General features: G+C 32.9%; 22 protein-coding genes and 1 tRNA gene. 15 read left to right on the forward strand and 8 right to left on the reverse strand.

Translation table 11 applies throughout. The features are described 5' to 3' along the window. Window positions 1–8: 8 nt before the first annotated feature. Window positions 9–1,475 (forward strand): RNA polymerase factor sigma-54, encoded by a 1,467-nt coding sequence (gene rpoN / locus LPC23_RS01660; protein WP_229330554.1) that lies wholly within the window; start codon window positions 9–11, stop codon window positions 1,473–1,475. Window positions 1,476–1,624: 149 nt separating this feature from the next. Here the strand turns inward: rpoN and LPC23_RS01665 are convergent, their stop codons facing one another. After that, window positions 1,625–2,215, reverse strand: coding sequence for a thymidine kinase (locus LPC23_RS01665; protein WP_229325904.1), 591 nt, complete (start codon window positions 2,213–2,215; stop codon window positions 1,625–1,627). Window positions 2,216–2,406: 191 nt separating this feature from the next. On the opposite strand from LPC23_RS01665, the gene LPC23_RS01670 reads away from it, so the two are divergent. From LPC23_RS01670 to LPC23_RS01705, 8 genes are all read left to right on the forward strand, one after another. Continuing rightward, a complete protein-coding gene (locus LPC23_RS01670; RefSeq protein ID WP_229330556.1) occupies window positions 2,407–3,318 on the forward strand; it encodes a hypothetical protein in 912 nt (303 codons plus the stop codon). Window positions 3,319–3,350: 32 nt separating this feature from the next. Continuing rightward, window positions 3,351–4,064 (forward strand): 16S rRNA (cytidine(1402)-2'-O)-methyltransferase, encoded by a 714-nt coding sequence (gene rsmI, locus LPC23_RS01675; RefSeq protein ID WP_229330558.1) that lies wholly within the window; start codon window positions 3,351–3,353, stop codon window positions 4,062–4,064. Then, entirely contained in the window at window positions 4,065–5,120 is a 1,056-nt protein-coding gene (locus LPC23_RS01680) for a flavin monoamine oxidase family protein (protein WP_229330560.1), read from the forward strand. It begins immediately after the preceding gene. A gap of 12 nt (window positions 5,121–5,132) precedes the next feature. After that, window positions 5,133–5,477, forward strand: a complete 345-nt coding sequence (locus LPC23_RS01685) for a HopJ type III effector protein (RefSeq protein ID WP_229325911.1) — start codon at window positions 5,133–5,135, stop codon at window positions 5,475–5,477. A gap of 19 nt (window positions 5,478–5,496) precedes the next feature. After that, on the forward strand, window positions 5,497–7,185 hold the full coding sequence (gene recJ, locus LPC23_RS01690) for a single-stranded-DNA-specific exonuclease RecJ (protein WP_229330562.1): 1,689 nt from the start codon (window positions 5,497–5,499) through the stop codon (window positions 7,183–7,185). Beyond that, complete coding sequence (locus LPC23_RS01695; protein ID WP_229330564.1) at window positions 7,185–8,456, forward strand: MFS transporter; 1,272 nt, start codon at window positions 7,185–7,187, stop codon at window positions 8,454–8,456. The genes recJ and LPC23_RS01695 overlap by 1 nt, the downstream gene beginning before the upstream one ends. Before the next feature lie 132 nt (window positions 8,457–8,588). After that, the gene (locus tag LPC23_RS01700; protein WP_229330566.1) at window positions 8,589–9,248 is read left to right on the forward strand and encodes a hypothetical protein; all 660 of its coding nucleotides are present in this window, start codon (window positions 8,589–8,591) and stop codon (window positions 9,246–9,248) included. Window positions 9,249–9,271: 23 nt separating this feature from the next. Beyond that, on the forward strand, window positions 9,272–9,634 hold the full coding sequence (locus LPC23_RS01705) for a DUF2200 domain-containing protein (protein ID WP_229330568.1): 363 nt from the start codon (window positions 9,272–9,274) through the stop codon (window positions 9,632–9,634). 9 nt (window positions 9,635–9,643) lie between these two features. Here the strand turns inward: LPC23_RS01705 and LPC23_RS01710 are convergent, their stop codons facing one another. From LPC23_RS01710 to LPC23_RS01725, 4 genes are all read right to left on the reverse strand, one after another. Further along, on the reverse strand, window positions 9,644–10,399 hold the full coding sequence (locus tag LPC23_RS01710; RefSeq protein WP_229330570.1) for a UDP-2,3-diacylglucosamine diphosphatase: 756 nt from the start codon (window positions 10,397–10,399) through the stop codon (window positions 9,644–9,646). A 10-nt stretch (window positions 10,400–10,409) separates the two neighbouring features. Beyond that, window positions 10,410–10,862 (reverse strand): 6-pyruvoyl trahydropterin synthase family protein, encoded by a 453-nt coding sequence (locus LPC23_RS01715; protein ID WP_229325923.1) that lies wholly within the window; start codon window positions 10,860–10,862, stop codon window positions 10,410–10,412. A 35-nt stretch (window positions 10,863–10,897) separates the two neighbouring features. Continuing rightward, window positions 10,898–11,065: a hypothetical protein gene (locus LPC23_RS01720; protein ID WP_229330572.1), complete on the reverse strand. Its 168-nt coding sequence runs from the start codon at window positions 11,063–11,065 to the stop codon at window positions 10,898–10,900. A gap of 258 nt (window positions 11,066–11,323) precedes the next feature. Beyond that, window positions 11,324–12,091 carry an enoyl-CoA hydratase/isomerase family protein gene (locus tag LPC23_RS01725; RefSeq protein ID WP_229330574.1) on the reverse strand — a complete coding sequence of 256 codons (768 nt, stop codon included), beginning with the start codon at window positions 12,089–12,091 and terminating at the stop codon, window positions 11,324–11,326. Window positions 12,092–12,218: 127 nt separating this feature from the next. Between LPC23_RS01725 and LPC23_RS01730 the strand changes: the two genes are divergently transcribed. Both LPC23_RS01730 and LPC23_RS01735 read left to right on the forward strand, forming a co-directional pair. Then, window positions 12,219–12,292: transfer RNA gene (locus tag LPC23_RS01730), tRNA-Ala, on the forward strand. Window positions 12,293–12,635: 343 nt separating this feature from the next. After that, a complete protein-coding gene (locus LPC23_RS01735; protein WP_229330576.1) occupies window positions 12,636–13,043 on the forward strand; it encodes a hypothetical protein in 408 nt (135 codons plus the stop codon). A 368-nt stretch (window positions 13,044–13,411) separates the two neighbouring features. Here LPC23_RS01735 and LPC23_RS01740 read toward each other — a convergent pair whose 3' ends face one another. Together LPC23_RS01740 and LPC23_RS01745 are read right to left on the reverse strand one after the other, a co-directional pair. Continuing rightward, the gene (locus LPC23_RS01740; RefSeq protein WP_229330578.1) at window positions 13,412–14,449 is read right to left on the reverse strand and encodes a type I restriction enzyme HsdR N-terminal domain-containing protein; all 1,038 of its coding nucleotides are present in this window, start codon (window positions 14,447–14,449) and stop codon (window positions 13,412–13,414) included. Window positions 14,450–14,575: 126 nt separating this feature from the next. Continuing rightward, complete coding sequence (locus tag LPC23_RS01745) at window positions 14,576–15,163, reverse strand: hypothetical protein (RefSeq protein WP_229330580.1); 588 nt, start codon at window positions 15,161–15,163, stop codon at window positions 14,576–14,578. Between the two features lie 112 nt (window positions 15,164–15,275). Here LPC23_RS01745 and LPC23_RS01750 point away from each other — a divergent pair, with 112 nt between their 5' ends. Continuing rightward, the gene (locus LPC23_RS01750) at window positions 15,276–15,509 is read left to right on the forward strand and encodes a helix-turn-helix domain-containing protein (RefSeq protein ID WP_229330582.1); all 234 of its coding nucleotides are present in this window, start codon (window positions 15,276–15,278) and stop codon (window positions 15,507–15,509) included. Window positions 15,510–15,552: 43 nt separating this feature from the next. Here the strand turns inward: LPC23_RS01750 and LPC23_RS01755 are convergent, their stop codons facing one another. Further along, entirely contained in the window at window positions 15,553–16,605 is a 1,053-nt protein-coding gene (locus tag LPC23_RS01755) for a tyrosine-type recombinase/integrase (protein ID WP_229330584.1), read from the reverse strand. A gap of 600 nt (window positions 16,606–17,205) precedes the next feature. On the opposite strand from LPC23_RS01755, the gene LPC23_RS01760 reads away from it, so the two are divergent. The 3 genes from LPC23_RS01760 (at window position 17,206) to LPC23_RS01770 (ending at window position 18,722) form a co-directional block, all read left to right on the forward strand. After that, on the forward strand, window positions 17,206–17,544 hold the full coding sequence (locus tag LPC23_RS01760; protein WP_229330586.1) for a hypothetical protein: 339 nt from the start codon (window positions 17,206–17,208) through the stop codon (window positions 17,542–17,544). Between the two features lie 161 nt (window positions 17,545–17,705). Next, window positions 17,706–18,197 (forward strand): DUF4468 domain-containing protein, encoded by a 492-nt coding sequence (locus tag LPC23_RS01765; RefSeq protein ID WP_229330588.1) that lies wholly within the window; start codon window positions 17,706–17,708, stop codon window positions 18,195–18,197. A 33-nt stretch (window positions 18,198–18,230) separates the two neighbouring features. Next, complete coding sequence (locus LPC23_RS01770; protein ID WP_229330590.1) at window positions 18,231–18,722, forward strand: hypothetical protein; 492 nt, start codon at window positions 18,231–18,233, stop codon at window positions 18,720–18,722. Window positions 18,723–18,737: the final 15 nt, after the last annotated feature.

An 18,737-nucleotide genomic window follows, 5' to 3' on the forward strand; every position in this document is an offset into this window, starting at 1 on the left:
CAAAATAAATGCTAAAGCAATTCCTAAATCTCAAACTATCCCAGAAATTATCTCCTCAACAAATTCAGTTGATGAAGTTAATTCAATTGCCTACGCAAGCTTTTGAGCAACGTTTATTGGAAGAGATGAACGAAAATCCAGCACTTGAAGCGGGTAAAGAAGAAGAGGAATATGTAAAGGACGAGTTTGAAACGGAAGACTATGACGATTATGACGAAGCCGAATCGGAACGCATCGATGCCGAAGAAATCAACATAGACGATTATTTAAGCAACGATGATACTCCCGATTACAAAACACAAACGAACAACTACAGTGATGATGATGAAGACCACGATGCGCCTTTTGCTGCACCTATTAGTTTTCACCAAGATTTAATCAATCAACTCAATACGTTTATCCTAACGGAAGCCGACCGAGAAATAGCAGAATTCTTAGTGGGAAGCATTGACGATATGGGCTACATTCGCAGAAGCATCTCAGATATTGTGGATGATTTGGCTTTTACCCAAGCGGTGTACACCGATGAAAAAACCGTTGAGCGCCTCTTGCACGTGATTCACGAATTAGAACCTTCTGGTGTTGGAGCACGTGATTTACAAGAATGTTTGTTGTTGCAACTCAAACACAAAACTCCAACCGAAAACATCGAACTGGCCACTGATATTATCGAAAACCAATTTGATGCTTTTACCAAAAAACATTACGACAAACTATTACAGAAATACAATGTTTCTAACGACCAACTGAAAAAAGCGATTCACGAAATTGAAAAACTGAATCCAAAACCAGGAGGTTCTTTTACAGGAAACAATAAAATAACTGAAAATGTAGTCCCAGATTTTGCTATCCGAATTGTAGAAGGTAAACTCGAATTGAGTTTAAATGGTAGAAATGCCCCTTCCCTGCACGTTTCTAGAGATTACCAAGAAATGTTACAGACGTACAAGGTTTCCAAAGATAAATCGAATCAGCAAAAAGAAGCGGTACAGTTCATCAAACAAAAATTAGATTCGGCTAAATGGTTCATCGATGCGATTCGCCAACGCCAAGAAACCCTTTTTGTGACGATGAATGCGATTATGCATTACCAAGAAGAATTCTTTTTAGAAGGAGACGAAACCAAGTTGAAACCGATGATTTTAAAAGACATCGCTGATTTAGTTGGCTTGGATATTTCGACTATTTCTCGGGTTGCCAATAGCAAATATGTGGAAACGCCTTATGGTACCAAATTGATTAAAGAGTTTTTCTCTGAAGCCATGAAAAACGACCAAGGGGAAGATGTTTCTACCCTAGAAATTAAGAAGATTTTACAAAATGTCATTGAAGAAGAAGATAAACACAAACCGCTTCCCGACGATCAATTGGCTGAAATTCTAAAAGAAAAAGGCTACCCTATTGCCCGTAGAACCATTGCGAAATATCGTGAACAACTCGATATACCAGTGGCGAGAATGCGGAAGAAAATGTAATCTGAAAAGTATTATTCTTGTCAAACTGAACTTGTTTCAGTTTCTATAAATAATTGATTTAATTGTAATTTATAGATTCCGAAATAAATTCGGAATGACAATTTTAAGTTTTTTTGTACAAGATTTGATTATAATTAAAAGAAGACTATTTACTTCTCCTCATTTTTTTTCATTGCATGAAAATAGGCTGCGCGGCTTAAGGGTTCGTATTCTTCGGTTTCACCCAACATCACTAATTTATCATTATCGGTTTTTCTAAAACTATAATTGGCTAAATTCCCTGTTCGGGTGCAGACTGCATGTACTTTGGTTACATATTCGGCAGTAGCCATTAAAGCTGGCATAGGCCCAAAAGGATTTCCTTTAAAATCCATATCCAAACCCGCCACAATCACACGGATTCCGCGGTTAGCTAAATCATTGCAAACACGTACAATTTCATCATCAAAAAACTGGGCTTCGTCAATACCAACCACATCACAACCTTGAGCCAAAATCGCAATATTAGCTGCAGCTGGAACTGGGGTAGAACGAATTTCATTAGAGTCGTGTGACACCACCATTTCGTCATGATAACGAGTATCGACAGCAGGCTTGAATATCTCTACTTTTTGCTTGGCGAATTGAGCGCGCTTTAATCGGCGGATCAATTCCTCTGTTTTACCCGAAAACATAGAGCCGCAGATGACTTCAATCCAACCAAATTGTTCTTTATGATTTACTGTATTTTCAAGAAACATGCGCTATTTTTATAACTTAAAAAAGGAATCGTTTTAATTCCTATTTAGGATTTCAATTGATTGTAAAATTTTATACTTTTACGTGATTCCAAATGTAAAAAAAAATTCTAAAGCACCGTCCCTAGTTTACCGAAATAAAAACAAAAAATAGTACTCAAACCAAACAAGCCATATAGTTTAATTTTTACGAGATGAAAAAAAGATTGGAAGCCGATTTAATCAGCATTGCACACCGAATTTTACAATTAAAAAACAAGTCTGATATCAATCAATTGTATTTGGAATCGCAAAAATTATATGAAAAACTAGCGTTATTGCGTTTTGTTGACGAGCATTTTGGCGATAGCAAACCTACCATTGGGCAAGCAGCAATAGAAGAAAAATTGGAAGCCGCTTTTGAAACTATCGAAAACGAAATTCCTGCTACCATAACTACAGAAGAAATTCAAACTCTTGAAATAGAAACTACCCCTGAATTCATTTTGGAAGAAGAAGAACAAGAGGCAATCACCGAAATGGAGGAGCTTATTTTTGAAGAAAGCGAAGATTTGCAAACCTTAGATGAAGACGAGGAGCATGAAGATGAAGAAGAAACCGAAATGCCATTCATCCCTGCTTTTGAATTAGAAAAAGAGGAAGAGGAAGAATTAATCGAGGAAGCGCCAAAACAAGAAGCAGTTCAAATTTCTTTCGAAGAATTAATTGGCGGTGATTTTAGTGACGATCTTTTTGTAAAAGTAGAAAGTAACACTTTTGAAACTCCAATTGAAGAAGAGCAGGAGGTAGAAATAGAAGCTGTTGCATTTGATCTTGACGAAATGGAACTACCTGAAGAAGAAACGTCTAAATCGGTATCGCTAAACGAAAAATTAGCCAAAGGAATCAACATTGATTTGAATGATAGAATCGCTTTTACCAAACATCTTTTTGGAAACGATCCTGAAGATTACAACCGAGTGTTGAACCAATTAATCACTTTTAACACCTTTTATGAAACCCGAGATTTCATTAGAGATATGGTAAAACCAGACTACAATAACTGGGAAGGAAAAGAAGAATACGAAGAACGTTTTATGGAAATTATCGAGAAAAAATTCTTGTAATTCCCTTTTATCAATTGAATTTTTAGCACCGAATGTCAAAATTATACATTGTCCCAACGCCTATTGGCAATCTCGAAGACATGACTTTTCGTGCCATTCGCATTTTGAAAGAAGTGGATTTAATTCTTGCCGAAGATACTCGTACGAGTGGCAAATTATTAAAGCATTTTGAGATAAGCACCCATATGCACAGCCACCACATGCACAATGAGCACAAAACGGTGGAAAATATCATTGCGCGATTACAAGCGGGAGAAAATATCGCCTTGATATCCGATGCGGGAACACCTGCCATTTCAGATCCTGGTTTTTTATTGACCCGTGCGTGTATTGAAAAGGGCATTGAAGTAGAATGTTTGCCTGGTGCCACAGCTTTTGTCCCTGCTTTAGTGAATAGCGGTTTGCCCAATGACAAATTCATTTTTGAAGGTTTTTTGCCTGACAAAAAAGGAAGACAAACTCGTTTTTTGGCTTTGGCCGAAGAAACCCGAACGATGATTTTGTATGTTTCGCCACACAAATTAGTAAAAACATTGGTTGAATTTGTTACCTACTTTGGCGAAGACCGACCTGTTTCGGTTTCAAGAGAATTATCCAAACTCCACGAAGAAAATGTCAGAGGGACGGTTAGAGAAGTCTTAACGCACTTCGAAAAAACAGCTCCAAGAGGCGAAATCGTTGTGGTGGTAGGAGGGAAACCAGTAATGAAAGAAGCAAAGAAAAATAAATTTTCAGAAGAAGAATAAATGAATATCCCTAAAGTAATCGTCATAGGAGCTGGATTAAGTGGACTTACATGTGGTTATTTATTACAGAAAAAAGGTATTCATATTACCCTTTTGGAAGCCAACACACGAATTGGTGGGCGAATCGAAACTCGAAAAGGTTCAACAGACGCAACAGTTGAAATGGGAGCAACCTGGTTTAGCAAACTGCACCCCAACCTTTTTCAATTGTTAGACGAATTAGAATTAGGCTATTTTAAACAACATACTCAAGGCATTTCTTTGTTTGAAACGATGTCTTTTGTACCCCCTCAAAAATTTGAAATTTCAGAATTTGAAGAACCTTCTTTTCGCATTGAAGGAGGTACCCAAAAATTAATTGAAAAACTAGCTGAAAGAATTGGGCATGAAAATATAAAAACACAAACAAAAGTAAATGCTGTTAACGAAGTTGAGAATCAAATGGAAGTATTGGATCAAAATGGAACAGCCTATATCGCTGATTGTGTGATTACTACTTTACCACCCAACTTAATGGCAAATACCTTATCATTCAGCCCACCACTTCCAGAAAACCTAGTAAATTTGGCCAAAAAAACCCATACTTGGATGGGAGAATCTATAAAATTTGCTGTAGAATACGCCTCCCCTTTTTGGAAAGAAAATAATTTTTCTGGCACCTTATTTAGCCAAGCCAGCATCATTACCGAGATGTATGACCATAGTACATTTGACAACACAGGTTATGCGTTGAAAGGATTTTTAAATGGTGCTACTAACCTACTTTCAGTAGAAGAAAGAAAAACAAAAGTGATTTCGCAATTGAAAAAATTATTCGGTTCAGATGCTGAAAACTTTGTGGCATACCATGAAAAAGTGTGGCGCAATGAACCGCTTACATTTAGTAACTACGAACATTTAGTCATGGCACACCAAAATAACGGACATCAACTCTATCAAAATTCATTTTTAAATAATAAATTATATATTTCGGGTTCCGAAACGGCTACGCAACATCCAGGATATATGGAAGGTGCGATAATTGCAGCAAAAAATATAGCCTCACAATTTTCATAAAATATAGAAATCATGACAATACAAGCCTTTTTAGAAAAACTAAAACAAACCCCTGAAGCCATTACTTTTGCAGAGACTATTGCAACGATTGAAAGTAATTATGAGTTTACGCCTACTGCTTTTCAGAATGGCAACCAACACAATGGCGCAGGAGAAAATTCAGGTTCTTGTAAGTTATTTGCTTTCGCCAAAATCCAAAAATTGACCCAAGTGGAAACTTTAGCTTGCTTTGGCGCCTATTATTTTGAAGAAGTCTTGGGCGACCCAGAAGGAACCAACCACCAAAATATTCGTAATTTTATGCAATCAGGCTGGAACGGAATCCAATTTGAAGGAGAAGCATTAACATTGAAGTAAACCCAAATCCCAAATCACTATGCGCTGGACAATCAAACCAAAACCTGCAAAAGAACAAGTAGATCAACTCGCCCAAGAATTAAATGTTGATTCTTTGGTTGCTACTTTATTGATTCAGCGTGGCATTACCACTTTTGACCAAGCGAAAACTTTTTTCCGCCCATCGCTAGATCATTTGCATGATCCGTTCTTGATGAAAGATATGGAGGTTGCCGTAAACCGAATAGAAAAAGCCATTGCCAACCAAGAAAATATTTTAGTTTTTGGCGATTATGATGTAGACGGAACGACTGCGGTATCCCTGGTTGCTTCCTACTTAAAAAGTTTTTATCCTAATATTGCGACTTATATTCCGGATCGCTATGCCGAAGGATACGGAATTTCGTTTCAAGGCATTGACTTTGCCGAAGACAATGGTTTTACGTTAATCATTGCGCTAGACTGCGGAATCAAATCCATTGATCATGTGGCCTACGCCAAAGAAAAAAATATCGATTTTATCATTTGCGACCACCACAGACCAGGAGATACCTTGCCCGATGCCGTTGCTATTTTGGATCCAAAAAGAGACGATTGTACTTACCCCTATGACGAATTGTGCGGTTGCGGTGTAGGTTTCAAATTGATTCAGGCCTTGAGCCAAAATCGCAATAAAACTATTGATGATTTAATTCCGTATTTGGATTTAGTCGCCACAGCTATTGCCGCCGATATTGTTCCAATGACTGGTGAAAACCGAGTATTAGCGCATTTTGGTTTGCAAGTAATCAACGAAGCGCCACGCCCTGGAATTGCAGCGCTGATTCAACAAATTAAAAAACAAACGCTCACCATAACCGATGTGGTTTTTGTCATCGCTCCCCGAATTAACGCAGCGGGACGTATTAAACACGGGAATCATGCGGTAGAATTATTGACCGAATTTAATTTGGAACAAGCCCAACAATTTGCCAAAGAAATTGAAGACTACAATTCAGAACGCAAAGGTTTGGACAAACAAATTACACAAGAAGCACTGCTACAAATCGAAGAAAACCAAGAACAAGACCGTTTTACCACAGTAGTTTTTCAAGAAAATTGGCACAAAGGAGTTATCGGGATTGTCGCTTCTCGATTGATTGAAACCTACTACCGACCTACTTTAGTTTTTACCAAAAGTGGCGATTATTATGCCGCATCGGCGCGTTCTGTAAGAGGTTTTGACGTGTACAATGCATTGGAAGCTTGTTCGGAACATTTGGAGCAATTTGGCGGACATATGTATGCGGCTGGAATGACTTTGAAAGCTGAAAATTATGAGGCTTTCAAAAATGCTTTTGAAAAAGTAGTACAAGAAACCATTGACCCTGAATTGCTTACTCCTGAGATCGAGCTAGATGCCGAAATTGATTTTTCAGAAATTACTCCAAAACTCGTTCGGATTTTAAAACAGTTTGAGCCATTTGGACCAGAAAATATGACGCCCGTTTTTGTTTCTAAAAATGCAATTGATACGGGTTATCCAAAATTCATGGGCGCTAATCTAGAACACATTCGCCTTTTTGTAAAGCAAAATAATTCAGAAGGTTTTGCTGCCATTGGTTTTAACCTAGCCCATAAAAAAGATATAGTCGCCAATAGGAATCCATTTCAAATGGCGTATTGCATCGATGAAAACGAATGGAACGGCCAATTGAGCCTACAACTCCGACTAAAAGATATTCAATAATGAAAGTAAAAAACGACCCATACGAAGCCTTACGCTATAGCGAATTCAATGTTTTTTTAATCTTGCGTTTCGCCATGGTTTTTGCTTGGTCAATGCAATTTATTGTCATTGAATGGCAGGTCTATAGTTTGACCAAAAGCGCCTTATCATTAGGAATTATTGGGCTAATGGAAATTATTCCAGCAATAGGAATGGCTTTATTTGCGGGGCATATTGTCGATCAAAAGGAGAAAAAAAGCATGCTCTTCAAATGCATTATGGGTTTTTCGGTAATTAGTTTGGGATTATTTTTAGTGACATGGCCCGCAGTTGTACAAGATTGGTCAAATCAAACCATATTGTACACTATTTATTTCTTGGTTTTTTTGGGTGGAATAGTTCGTTCTTTTTTAGGCCCTACCATATTTTCACTACTATCGTTAATTGTCCCTAAAAAAGCCTATTCTAATGCGGCCACTTGGAGTAGTTCGGTTTGGCAAATAGCTTCCATTTTAGGGCCTGCCATTGCTGGATTTTCGATTACTTGGATTGGCATTCATTGGTCAATGAGTATTGTATTAGGATTTTCGGTAATCGCATTAATTGCTTTAGCAAAAATTGGCACCAAACCTATTATGAATCCAAAAATTGGCGAACCAGTGATGCAAAGTTTAAAGGAAGGAGTCAAATTTGTGTTCCAAAATAAAGTGATTTTAGGCGCGCTTTCATTAGATATGATAGCCGTATTATTTGGTGGTGCAGTAGCCTTATTGCCCATTTTCGCCCAAGATATTTTAAATGTAGGTTCGGAAGGTTTTGGAATTTTGCGCGCGGCACCCGCTATTGGAGCTTTCTTAACGATGTTCGTGTCGGCTTATGTGCCAATGAATAAAAATGCGGGTATGAAATTGTTGGTTGCTATTTTCGCTTTTGGCGTGTGCATTATTGTCTTTGGATTATCTACTATTTTCTGGCTGTCGGTTTTTGCCTTGTTCATGAGCGGTGTGGTAGATGGCATTTCGGTAGTGATTCGTCAAACTATTTTACAACTTAAAACTCCAGACCATATGCGCGGACGAGTAGCGGCTGTAAATTCTATTTTTGTGGGTTCGTCAAACGAATTAGGGGCTTTTGAAAGTGGTTTGACCGCCAAATTAATGGGAACAGTTACCGCAGTGGTTTTTGGCGGAAGCATGACATTACTGACTGTTTTGATTACAGGAATATCTTCGCCTACCTTTAGAAAATTGGATTTAGAAAAAGACTTAGAAGAGCATCGAAAAGAGGAGTAGATTGATTTAAATTTAGTTGGAATGTAACAATTTGTAGTAAAGAAATACTAATTGCACAATCTTAAAAAATTATTATTTATGAAATTTAATTTGGACCTTCCTGAAAAAGGAACTAAGAATTTATTTGTTTATTTGAGTTTTTTATTAATTGCACTTATTGGTATTTTCTATGGTAATTCCATTAAAATCGAATTTGAATTTTTACGTATTTGGGACACTTCAAATATTCTGTTGCTGCTTTTAGGAGTTCCTTTTTTATTTTTATTTGAACGTTTGCACATACCAAATTTTTGGGAGAACAAAATTGCAATCAAACACAAGCTTTATCTTCCAATTGCAATTGGTGCTATTTTCGGCTTACTTGACATTTTTGTGATAAAAGTTTTAATGCATCCAGAGCCTTATTCATCTCTTCCTCCTTACTTACAGCCTTTTCCCTATTCTTTCTTTTTATTTTTTTCAGGCGCATTAGAAATTGAGGTTTTTTATAGATTAATTCCGATATCACTAATCTTATTGCTCTCTTTAGTTATAAAAAAGAATAGCTATTCCAATTATTTCTTTTGGATTGCTGCTGTATTAACTGCAATTAGAGAACCGTTAGAGCAATTACCATCAGAGGGTACTTTTCTCATTATATATTCTTTATTTACAGGTTTTCTAATGAACTTTTTACAAGCTATTTACTTTAAAAAATATGGCTTTTTAAGCTGTCTTTTTATTCGACTTGGGCATTACCTTTTTTGGCATATTCTTTTAGGTGTCTATGTTGAATTTTTTGAAATTGTTTAGCTTTTATATTTATATAAATAACTATGAACACCACACCAGAACACAACGAAAGAATTGCCAAGATGACTTTTGCTTCAGTCTATCCACTATATCTTGCAAAAGTGGAACGAAAAGCTAGAACTAAAGCAGAATTACATCAAGTAATAAGATGGCTGACGGGGTTTGACGACACTACACTTCTTCAACTCATAAACGAAAAAGTCACTTTTGAAACCTTTTTTAAAAGAGCGCAGTTGAACTCAAAAGCAGAATTAATTACAGGGACCATTTGTGGTTATAAAATTGAAGAAATTGAAAATCCCTTGACAAAAAAAGTCCGGTATTTGGATAAGTTAGTCGATGAATTGGCTAAAGGCAAAAAAATGGAAAAAATTCTAAGAGCGTAAATCGCTTACTTACTCGTATTTTTTAATTTCGAAGGTATCTCCATCAAAAACGCCATAGGTAAAATAGGAAATCCAATCGCCTAAATTGACATAATCGGAATTTTCACCTACAGGAAATACCATTGGTAAATGGCGGTGACCAAAGATAAGGTAATTGTAGTGTTTGGTTTCGAGTTTGCGCTTGGCATATTGAATCAGCCATTCGTTTTCTTCGCCCAAGAATACTACATCTTCAGCACCCGAAATCAATTTGTTTTTCACTGAAAGGTATTGCGCTAAGCCCACACCTAAATCCGGATGCAACCAACGGAAAAACCATTTAGCCACTGGATTAGTAAACACTTTCTTCATGCGTTTGTACCCTTTATCGCCAGGTCCTTTGCCATCGCCATGCCCTATCAAAAAAGTTTTGTCGCCAAAAGTAAATTCTTGATTGTCGCGGTATACCGGGATGTTCAATTCTTTCTGAAAATAATCTTCCATCCACAGATCGTGGTTACCCACAAAGAAATAGATTGGGATTCCGCTGTCGCGAATTTCAGCTAATTTGCCCAAAATACGTACAAATCCTTTGGGAACTACCGTTTTGTATTCAAACCAAAAATCAAACAAATCTCCCAATAAAAAAATAGCTTCGGCATCTTGTTTTACTTCGTCTAGCCAAGCCACAAATTTTTGTTCTCTAGGAAAACTCAGTTCGGCTGTTGGCGCTCCAAAATGCTGATCAGAAGCAAAATATATTTTTTTATTGTTAGTTAATGACATCCGTGTAGAATTACAAATTATCGCTGGCAAACCACTCTGCAAATGAAGTCTCGGTTTCCTGAAGTTTTAACGAAAAAAGAGCAATTCCTTCTGGCAATCTATTCTTAATGCGTTGCGCAAAATCAATCACCATATTTTCGCTTGTTGGTTGGTAATCGACTAAAATTACGTGATGACCACGGGTTTTTAATTCGTTTGCCAACTCAATATGAGGGGTTGTTTCATTAAATACTGTAGCGTGATCAAACTGGTCCACAATTTCTTCTTTCACGATTTTTTTCAAATCAGTAAAATCAATCACCATACCAAATTTGACGTTGGAACGATCCAAAATAGGTTTCCCAATAACAGTTACAGATAATTTATAACTGTGTCCGTGTACGTTTTTACATTTGCCATCATAGCCATATAAAGCGTGACCGGTTTCGAAACTGAATTGTTTGGTGATTCTAATATTGCTCATTCCATTGTGTATTTGACTGCAAACTTACGAAATAATTAAAGGTCTTGGTCTCTTTTTTTGGCATGACTATACATCCAATAGGCTAGTACTACCAAAATTACAAACGGTATAAAAGAACCTATCAGAACTCCTATTTGGTAATCTCCATCGGGAGCTTGTTTTATTTTTTGTGCAATATTTGCTTGCTGTAATGCTACTAACATACTATTCTCTTACCCGTTGGGTGAAATTATTATATTTTTTTTACCACATAGAAACATAGACTTGATAGTTTTACAAAGATGGGGATAGACGTTTCACTACCCACATAGCTATGTGAAAAATAGTACTGTTTCTATACATTCTTTTTGTTTAATTAATAACCTATGCTTCTATGTGGTTAAAATTTTATTTATCATTTCGAAAATTAGGAAATATTTTAAAATAATTTGTAACTAAATAAACCGTTGGGTATAATTATCTTATTTTTTAAAAGCGGCTAATGCGGTTTTAGTCGCTTCAGAAAGTACTAATTTCCCAGAAATCGATGCTCTTTCAAGCAGTAAATCGTCCCAATGATCTGTTCCTTCCCAAAGCACTTTTTTCATTGCCGATAAAGCTTCAGGATTATAGGATGCTATTTGATGTGCTAATTCTAGTAATGCTTTATCTAGTTTTTCGATTGATTCAAAGGTTTTGGCATACAATCCTTTTTCATGAGCCCAAGCTGCCGGTTTCCATTCTTGTGCGGTTAAAGTTAGTTCGGCTAAAGCTGTTTTCCCTATTTTCCTGGACACTGCAGGTTCGATTACAAAAGGTCCGATACCAATCGCCAATTCCGATAATTTAATACTGGCTTCTTGGCTTGCCAAAATATAATCACAAGCTGCGGCAATACCAACTCCGCCGCCAACTGCTTTTCCATGCACTCGGCCTATAATGAGTTTTGGACATTTTCGCATCGCATTGATCAAGTGAGCAAAGCCAGAAAAAAACGATTCCCCTTCGGATTCGTTTGTGACCGCTAACAATTCGTCAAAGGAAGCCCCTGCGCAAAAAGCAGCAGTCCCTTGACTCTTTAAAACTAATACAGTTACTTCTGAATTATGTCCTAAATCATCAATAGTTTTGGTTAGTTCTTGTAGCAACTGTGCTGGAAATGAATTACTAGCAGGATGGCCAAATTCAATCGTGCCGATTTTTGCATCGATAGAAACGGTTATAGTACCTGTTGCATTTTGTAATGACATAGCAGAAATTTTACTGTAAAGTTAAAACTATTCTGTTAGTTTGCTCTTTTTTAAAGAAGAATGGGATGGTTTTTTTCAAACATTCAAGAAATTAAACTCAAATTAACCTATATTTGCTGCCTGTATTGGGGATGTAGCTCAGTTGGCTAGAGTGCTTGACTGGCAGTCAAGAGGTCGTGGGTTCGAGCCCCATCTTCTCCACTTTCAAAGCCTTTCAAGTAATTGAAGGGCTTTTTTGTTTTTAAGTAACATTACAAATATAATAATTAAAGCTAATTTCTTGGCAGTGATTTGGCACTAATTATTTTTAGGCTATGTGAAATAATTTAAATTAAGTCAATAAGTCATCTCAATGGTGGCTTTTTTTATACAACTTAATTTCAAACGATATTATTTACAAGTTTTAAAGAATAATCTAAATCTGAGAGAAACCGTTCCAAAAAATATTGATAATAACTTTATTGTGTAATACTTAAATTGTTAATAACTAAATCTCAAATTGCATTGATTTATTTTGGTTAAACTGATAATAAAATATTTAAAAATGAAATTTAGCAATAAAGAAATAGATAATTTAAGCAGAACTTATAACCATAAAATTGAGTTTGATGGTTATGATTTTTGGTGGTACTCATATAAAAAAGATAAATGGGAATTACATTGTATCAAACCTTTTAAAAACTATTCAAAAGCAATTGAATATATTAAATTTTGGCTTAATAAATATGTCTTAATGATTTCAAATGATAATGAATCAATTGATAAAATTACAAACGATGTAATAGACCAAGTTAGGATTTATGATATCGTGAATTCAAATATGAAAACAATTGATAAAATCTTTGAAATATATACAATTAAACCATTTTTATCGCAAATTGAATTAGGTGAATATCTAAATATTTCGAAAATGGCAATTAGTAAGCAATTGAAAAAAGTAAGAAAAAGTTAAATAATAAAAAGTCTTAATCCATTTCAATCTAATATGTATTTTTTAGTTTACTTTTTTTTTTAAAGTTAGTAAACCAATTTATATATAAATACCTTAAAATCAGTTAGTTAAAAATTTAAAATTAATTTACTATAAATAACTAAAAATTTATAACCTATAATTCAAGAATAAAATTAAAACTAAATTACTTTAGTTAGAAACATATTAAATTAAAGGTTCTATAGAATTAAAAAAAATTAAAATGACTTTTAAATTCTTGATGAATAATTAAATAATCATTAATAATGTTTTTTTAAATATGAGATTAAAAAACAATATTTGAAATTAACTTGATTAATCAAAATACACCTATATGCATATTGGTTAAATTAAGAAAACAAATTACTTAAGGCAGATTCTGTAAGTTCTTTTTTAAGTTTAGTAATTGATGTAACGGAAACATCATCTAATTCAAATCTATTTCCACTAATATCAATAGCTTTTAATTTATCTTTGAATACTAAAGAGCAAATATTCTTTGTTTGTTTATCATCAACTATTATCAAAAACGAATTTTTCAAATCTCTATAACTAATTCTTTCTAAATCTGCAGCTTTAATTTTTGATGACATTGCAAGAATAGTCTTAATTACATTATAAGCCTTTATTTCCTCAACAGTAGTAATTATTCCACTATTTGATTCCGAAATTTCTTTTTGAACAATTTTATCTAATGCAGTTTTTATAGATATTGAATTAACCAATCCTTTAATTTGAGATAATGCCTTTTCAGTTGACCTCAATCCACCCATATTTTTAAATATCAGTTTAACTAACTCATCAGTTTCAACCAATGTTTTGAACAATGCATTATCAAAATTATCTAAAAAATATACGTCCTCTGCCTCTTGTAAGATTTCGCTAATTTCTATAGATTGTCTATTAAACAAAGCCAACATTTCAAGTTGAGAATTATCATAGTTAGTTAAATCAAAAGTGAAAAATGGTTTAGTATTTAATCCTTTTTTTTCTCTTGAATTTACTGTGTAGAAATTATAAATAATACCATTAGTTAATATACCGACTTTTGCAGATGGAGAATACAAACAATATTCGTTCAATTGTCTAAAATGATTGTCGTTTAGCTTAGCAGTCGCACTTTTACATTCCACAAGTATTAAAGGTTCTTTTTTACCAAGTGTTATAGCAATATCAACTTTACGACCTTTTTTATCACCCATATCTGAGATATACTCGTGAGTATAGTCATCTAATTTTGAGTAATTTAAAATATTAAAAAAAGGATGAATTAAATTATCTCTTGTTTGAGTTTCGTCTTTACTATGGTTAATAGCTTTATTGAAGTCCCAATTATCAAATGATTTTTTAAGTTGGTTTATTATCTGCTTTAATTTTTTACTATCCATTTAATCAATTTTAATTCCTTTTCTGTAATATTTATCCATTTAAAGTTTAAGTATACAAGTTGTTATTTATTAAACTTTATAGGTTGAATAAATCATTAATGATTATTTATTAATTTTTTAAGAAGATTATTTCATTATTATTGGTGTAAGTTCAGCTTTCAATTTGTCAAACTCCTCTTGCTTAATCATTCCTAAATCAAGTAAATCTTTAGACTCTTTTAACTTTGCAATAGCTTCTTCTTTAGTCATTCCATTACTTCTAATTTCTTTAGTTTCAATAGCTAATTCAATATCAACTAATAAATTATTACAAGTGCCACAAGTTTCTAATTCCGCAAACATTTTAAATCCTGTTCTTTTCATTCCCCATACATATAGTTTCTTTATTGTAATTTCAGTATTACTCATATTTGTTAGTACTGAAGGGTTAAAAGTGCCGCTTAAATCATCCATTACAGTTGGTTTATTTGTAATTGAAACAAATACTTTAGAACCTCCTTCAGGTCTGTTAATATGAAACTTATCACCAATCTTAATTATCGAACCATTTAAAGCGGTATATTGGGTAATACCTGAGCCATTTAATGTTTTTGATTCACTCTTTTCTTTTATTGCTTTTACTTGTTCAAAAGTAACTGCATTATCAATCAATGGAGTTTGAGCATTTGAAATTGTTGCTACTAATAAAGTCAAGGCTAAAATAAAATTTCTCATAATTTTTAATTTATAAATAATATAGGTTAGGATTTTGTATGAATTTTCAAATATAACAAATTGTAGGCATATATGAGTTCAATCAAAAAATAAATCTTTTGACTTTTGAAATATGGATATTTCAGAAGAAACCTTTATCGTAAATCTTGGAATTCACATAAGACAATTACGTGAAAAGAAAAATATGTCTCAACAAGATTTGGCTGATGATAGTGGTATTACTAAATCTCAAATAGCAAGAATAGAGAGAGCAAAAATAAACACAACTGTTAGGACACTAATAAAAATTGCGAATGCCTTAGAAATTGAGCCCAAAGATTTGTTGTATTTTAATATAAAAGATTAAGTTTTGCAGATATAATAATCATATATACACATTTAAAATTAAATTATAATTCGGGCATATCTTTTTCATTTATCTTTGGAATATCTAACCCCCTCAAATAGGTTAAACTCACTTTAACATCGGAATGCCCCATTACTTCTTTAAGGAGATATATTGAGTTTGATTTCTTATAAACATTTATAGCCCCTGTGTGTCTAAATGAGTATATCGTAACATCTTTATCTATACATTTATTTAATGCCTTAAATCGCCTCCAAACGTTTTTAAAATAGCTCTCATTAAATGGTATTTGACTACCTGAAAATATATTATCATCATCATACCCTTTGATTAGGTTCTCCCTAATAAATTTAGGGACAGGAACTATTCTATTTCTTTGAGATTTATTTCTATCTCCTGATAAACTAATAGAAGTCAAGTCGTGACTAAAATCTTTCCACTTAAGTAACCTAACTTCTTGATGAGGTCTTAGTAAACAACCATAGGTTAGAAGGCAACATAAATAGAGATTGTAATTGAAACCCTTTATTTCATTTAAAGTCCCCTCAATGTCTTGTATTGGCTTATTCAATACCTCAACTTGTTTCTTTGTTTTTAGTTTAGATTTTTCAATAGCATACCCATTTGAATTTAAGTAATTCACCAACACATTAGTATGCCTTCTTGTAGTGTTATAGCTTGTTTTATTGTTGTGTTTTAAAGATATAGAATCGATAAAAGATGAGGAAATAATTCCCTTTACTACTAATTCTACTCGGATAATATTAGCTAATCCTCTTAGTGTTCTTGAATAACTATTTGACATAGGTTCAGAAAGCTTTTTAGCAATTAAACTATCAAATAATTCTAAATTAGATTTAGGTGTGTATTTAACAAAAGAATAGTTGTTAGCCACCAAATAATTATACACTTCTTTAGCAAGGTTTTGTGCTTGTTTTCTTCTTTCGTTTAAAGGAAATGTATTTGGATTTAGATTACTTCCTATTTTATTTCCATTAAATAGTCTATAACGTTTATCAAATAATTTAAAATCGATGTAAAATGTATTGTCAATTCTTTTACAAACTTTAGGGTAATTTAAACTCGTTTTTGACACTGATTTGGCAATTAGTAATTAATAAAACTTTTAATTACTTTAAAAACAGTCAGTTAAATAGGTCTGACCGCTTGACTGGCAGTCAAGAGGTCGTGGGTTCGAGCCCCATCTTCTCCACTTTCAAAGCCTTTCAAGTAATTGAAAGGCTTTTTTATTTTAAAATAACTATACAAGTATTATAATTCAAGATAATTTCTTGGCAGTGATTTGGCGCTAATTATTTTATGGCGATTTAAACCAATTTTTAATTGAGGCAAAAAGTAACCTAAAAGACTTATCTATTTTATTAATTTCAACAAAAAATGTTAGTAGTTATTATACAATATTATACTTTAACGGATTGTTAGAGGTTTAAATAAATTATATTTGAATAAAGCTTAAAAAATAAAATATGAGAAGCGAAAAATCTACAAAAAATATGTTTTTGAATGAATTAAAAGAATTTGGTATAAGTGACCAAGAATTTAGTGTTAGAAAAAAGAATTATTCTCGAAATCAGGTATAGAAAATAATGACAATGACGTAATTTGGTCACTTTTTAATGAATTACTCATGTCGAATTCAAGCAATTTTTATAATCAATCTAAAATATATTTATCTATGGCTGGCTTTTTATATAATGAAGGAAAAGACTTTTTCCCATTATTAAAGGAAAGCTATAGGGCAGAATTATTAAATTTACAATTAAAAAGTTTCGAAAGCCCTATAAAATCTATGGCTGAAATTGTAAATTCAACAAATAAAAATTCCGGTTCTTGTAGTAAATGTAAAGAATTAAATGGTCTTCAAATGAGTTTTGAAGATGCTATAGAAAAAATGCCAATTCCAATTAAAAATTGCGAAAGATCAGTAAGTTTTAATAGATGTACATCTTTTTATCATATTAAATTTCTTCGTGATGAAGACGGAATGTTAATATTTAAAAACGAAAATGATTAGCTTTATTATTAAAATAAGTGTCACAAAAGTAATATTTAGAAATAGTGTGAAAATTTTATTAGCTAATAAATCAATATTTTAATCAATTGAATATCACTAAATGTTGGTATGTGCTGCCAATACTTAAAAATGTATATTTGAGAAACTTAATTACAAAAAAAATGAAAAAATTACTATTAACTCTTATGCTTTTAGCCATTGTAAATACTTATTCTCAAGAAAAAGAATTTGTTATTACGAATGAAGGATATTCAAAATTTGTAGTTGAAGAAATACAAAATCTTAAAAAAGAAGAAATATATTCTAAAGCATTAGATTGGATTTTAGTTACATACAAAAATCCTGATAAAGTTATTACAGCAAAAAAAGAAAATGAATTAATTAGAGTTAATGGAATCAATGAGGGTAATGAAATTCTTTTTGAAATTGCTGTTAAAGACGGGAAGTATAAATTCAGTTTACTTTCATATCAAGCTAATTCAGCAGGGATAGTTGTTTCTCTAATGGATATAAAAAATATGCTTAATGATGAAGGTAAAGTAAAATGGATTTATGGAGCCCATAAACGAATGATTAAAGGAATAAATGATTTAAATAAAAGTTTAAAAGATTACATAGAGAACGGTATTCCTGCAAGTAAACAGGATTGGTAAATTTAATTTCCAATTAAATTAATACAAGAAATTATGAAAAAAGTATTATGTGGTATGTTATTGTTGAGTAATTTAATACTGTTTTCTCAAGAAGAAATAATAAATCCATTAGACAATTATTTAAGTAAAACAGATAAAATTAGTGGAGAAAAAACATATTATGGAGGAGGAACTATAGTTTCTTTTATGAAAGTAGTAGGAAAAAGAAATTCTGAACAGTATGTTTCAATAAGGGTTAAAGGAAGTACTTTAAATTATGGTTGCTACGGCGTGTCTATTTTGTTTGAAAATGGAAAAAAAATAATTAGAAGTAAAGAAAATGTAGACAGTGACTACAATGACAGTGGATGGCAATATAAAGCATTTTTTGTGCCAACACTTAATGAAATTAATCTATTAAAAACCCAAAAAATAACTTATGTAAAATTATACATTTATGATGCAGACATAACTGAAAGCGAAAGCAATACTATTTTAGAAGACGCTAAAATCTTATTAACTACTCCCAAAGTCAAAAAAAAATAATATTGAAATTAAGAG

This window comes from Flavobacterium ammonificans, assembly GCF_020885975.1.
Lineage (GTDB): Bacteria > Bacteroidota > Bacteroidia > Flavobacteriales > Flavobacteriaceae > Flavobacterium > Flavobacterium ammonificans.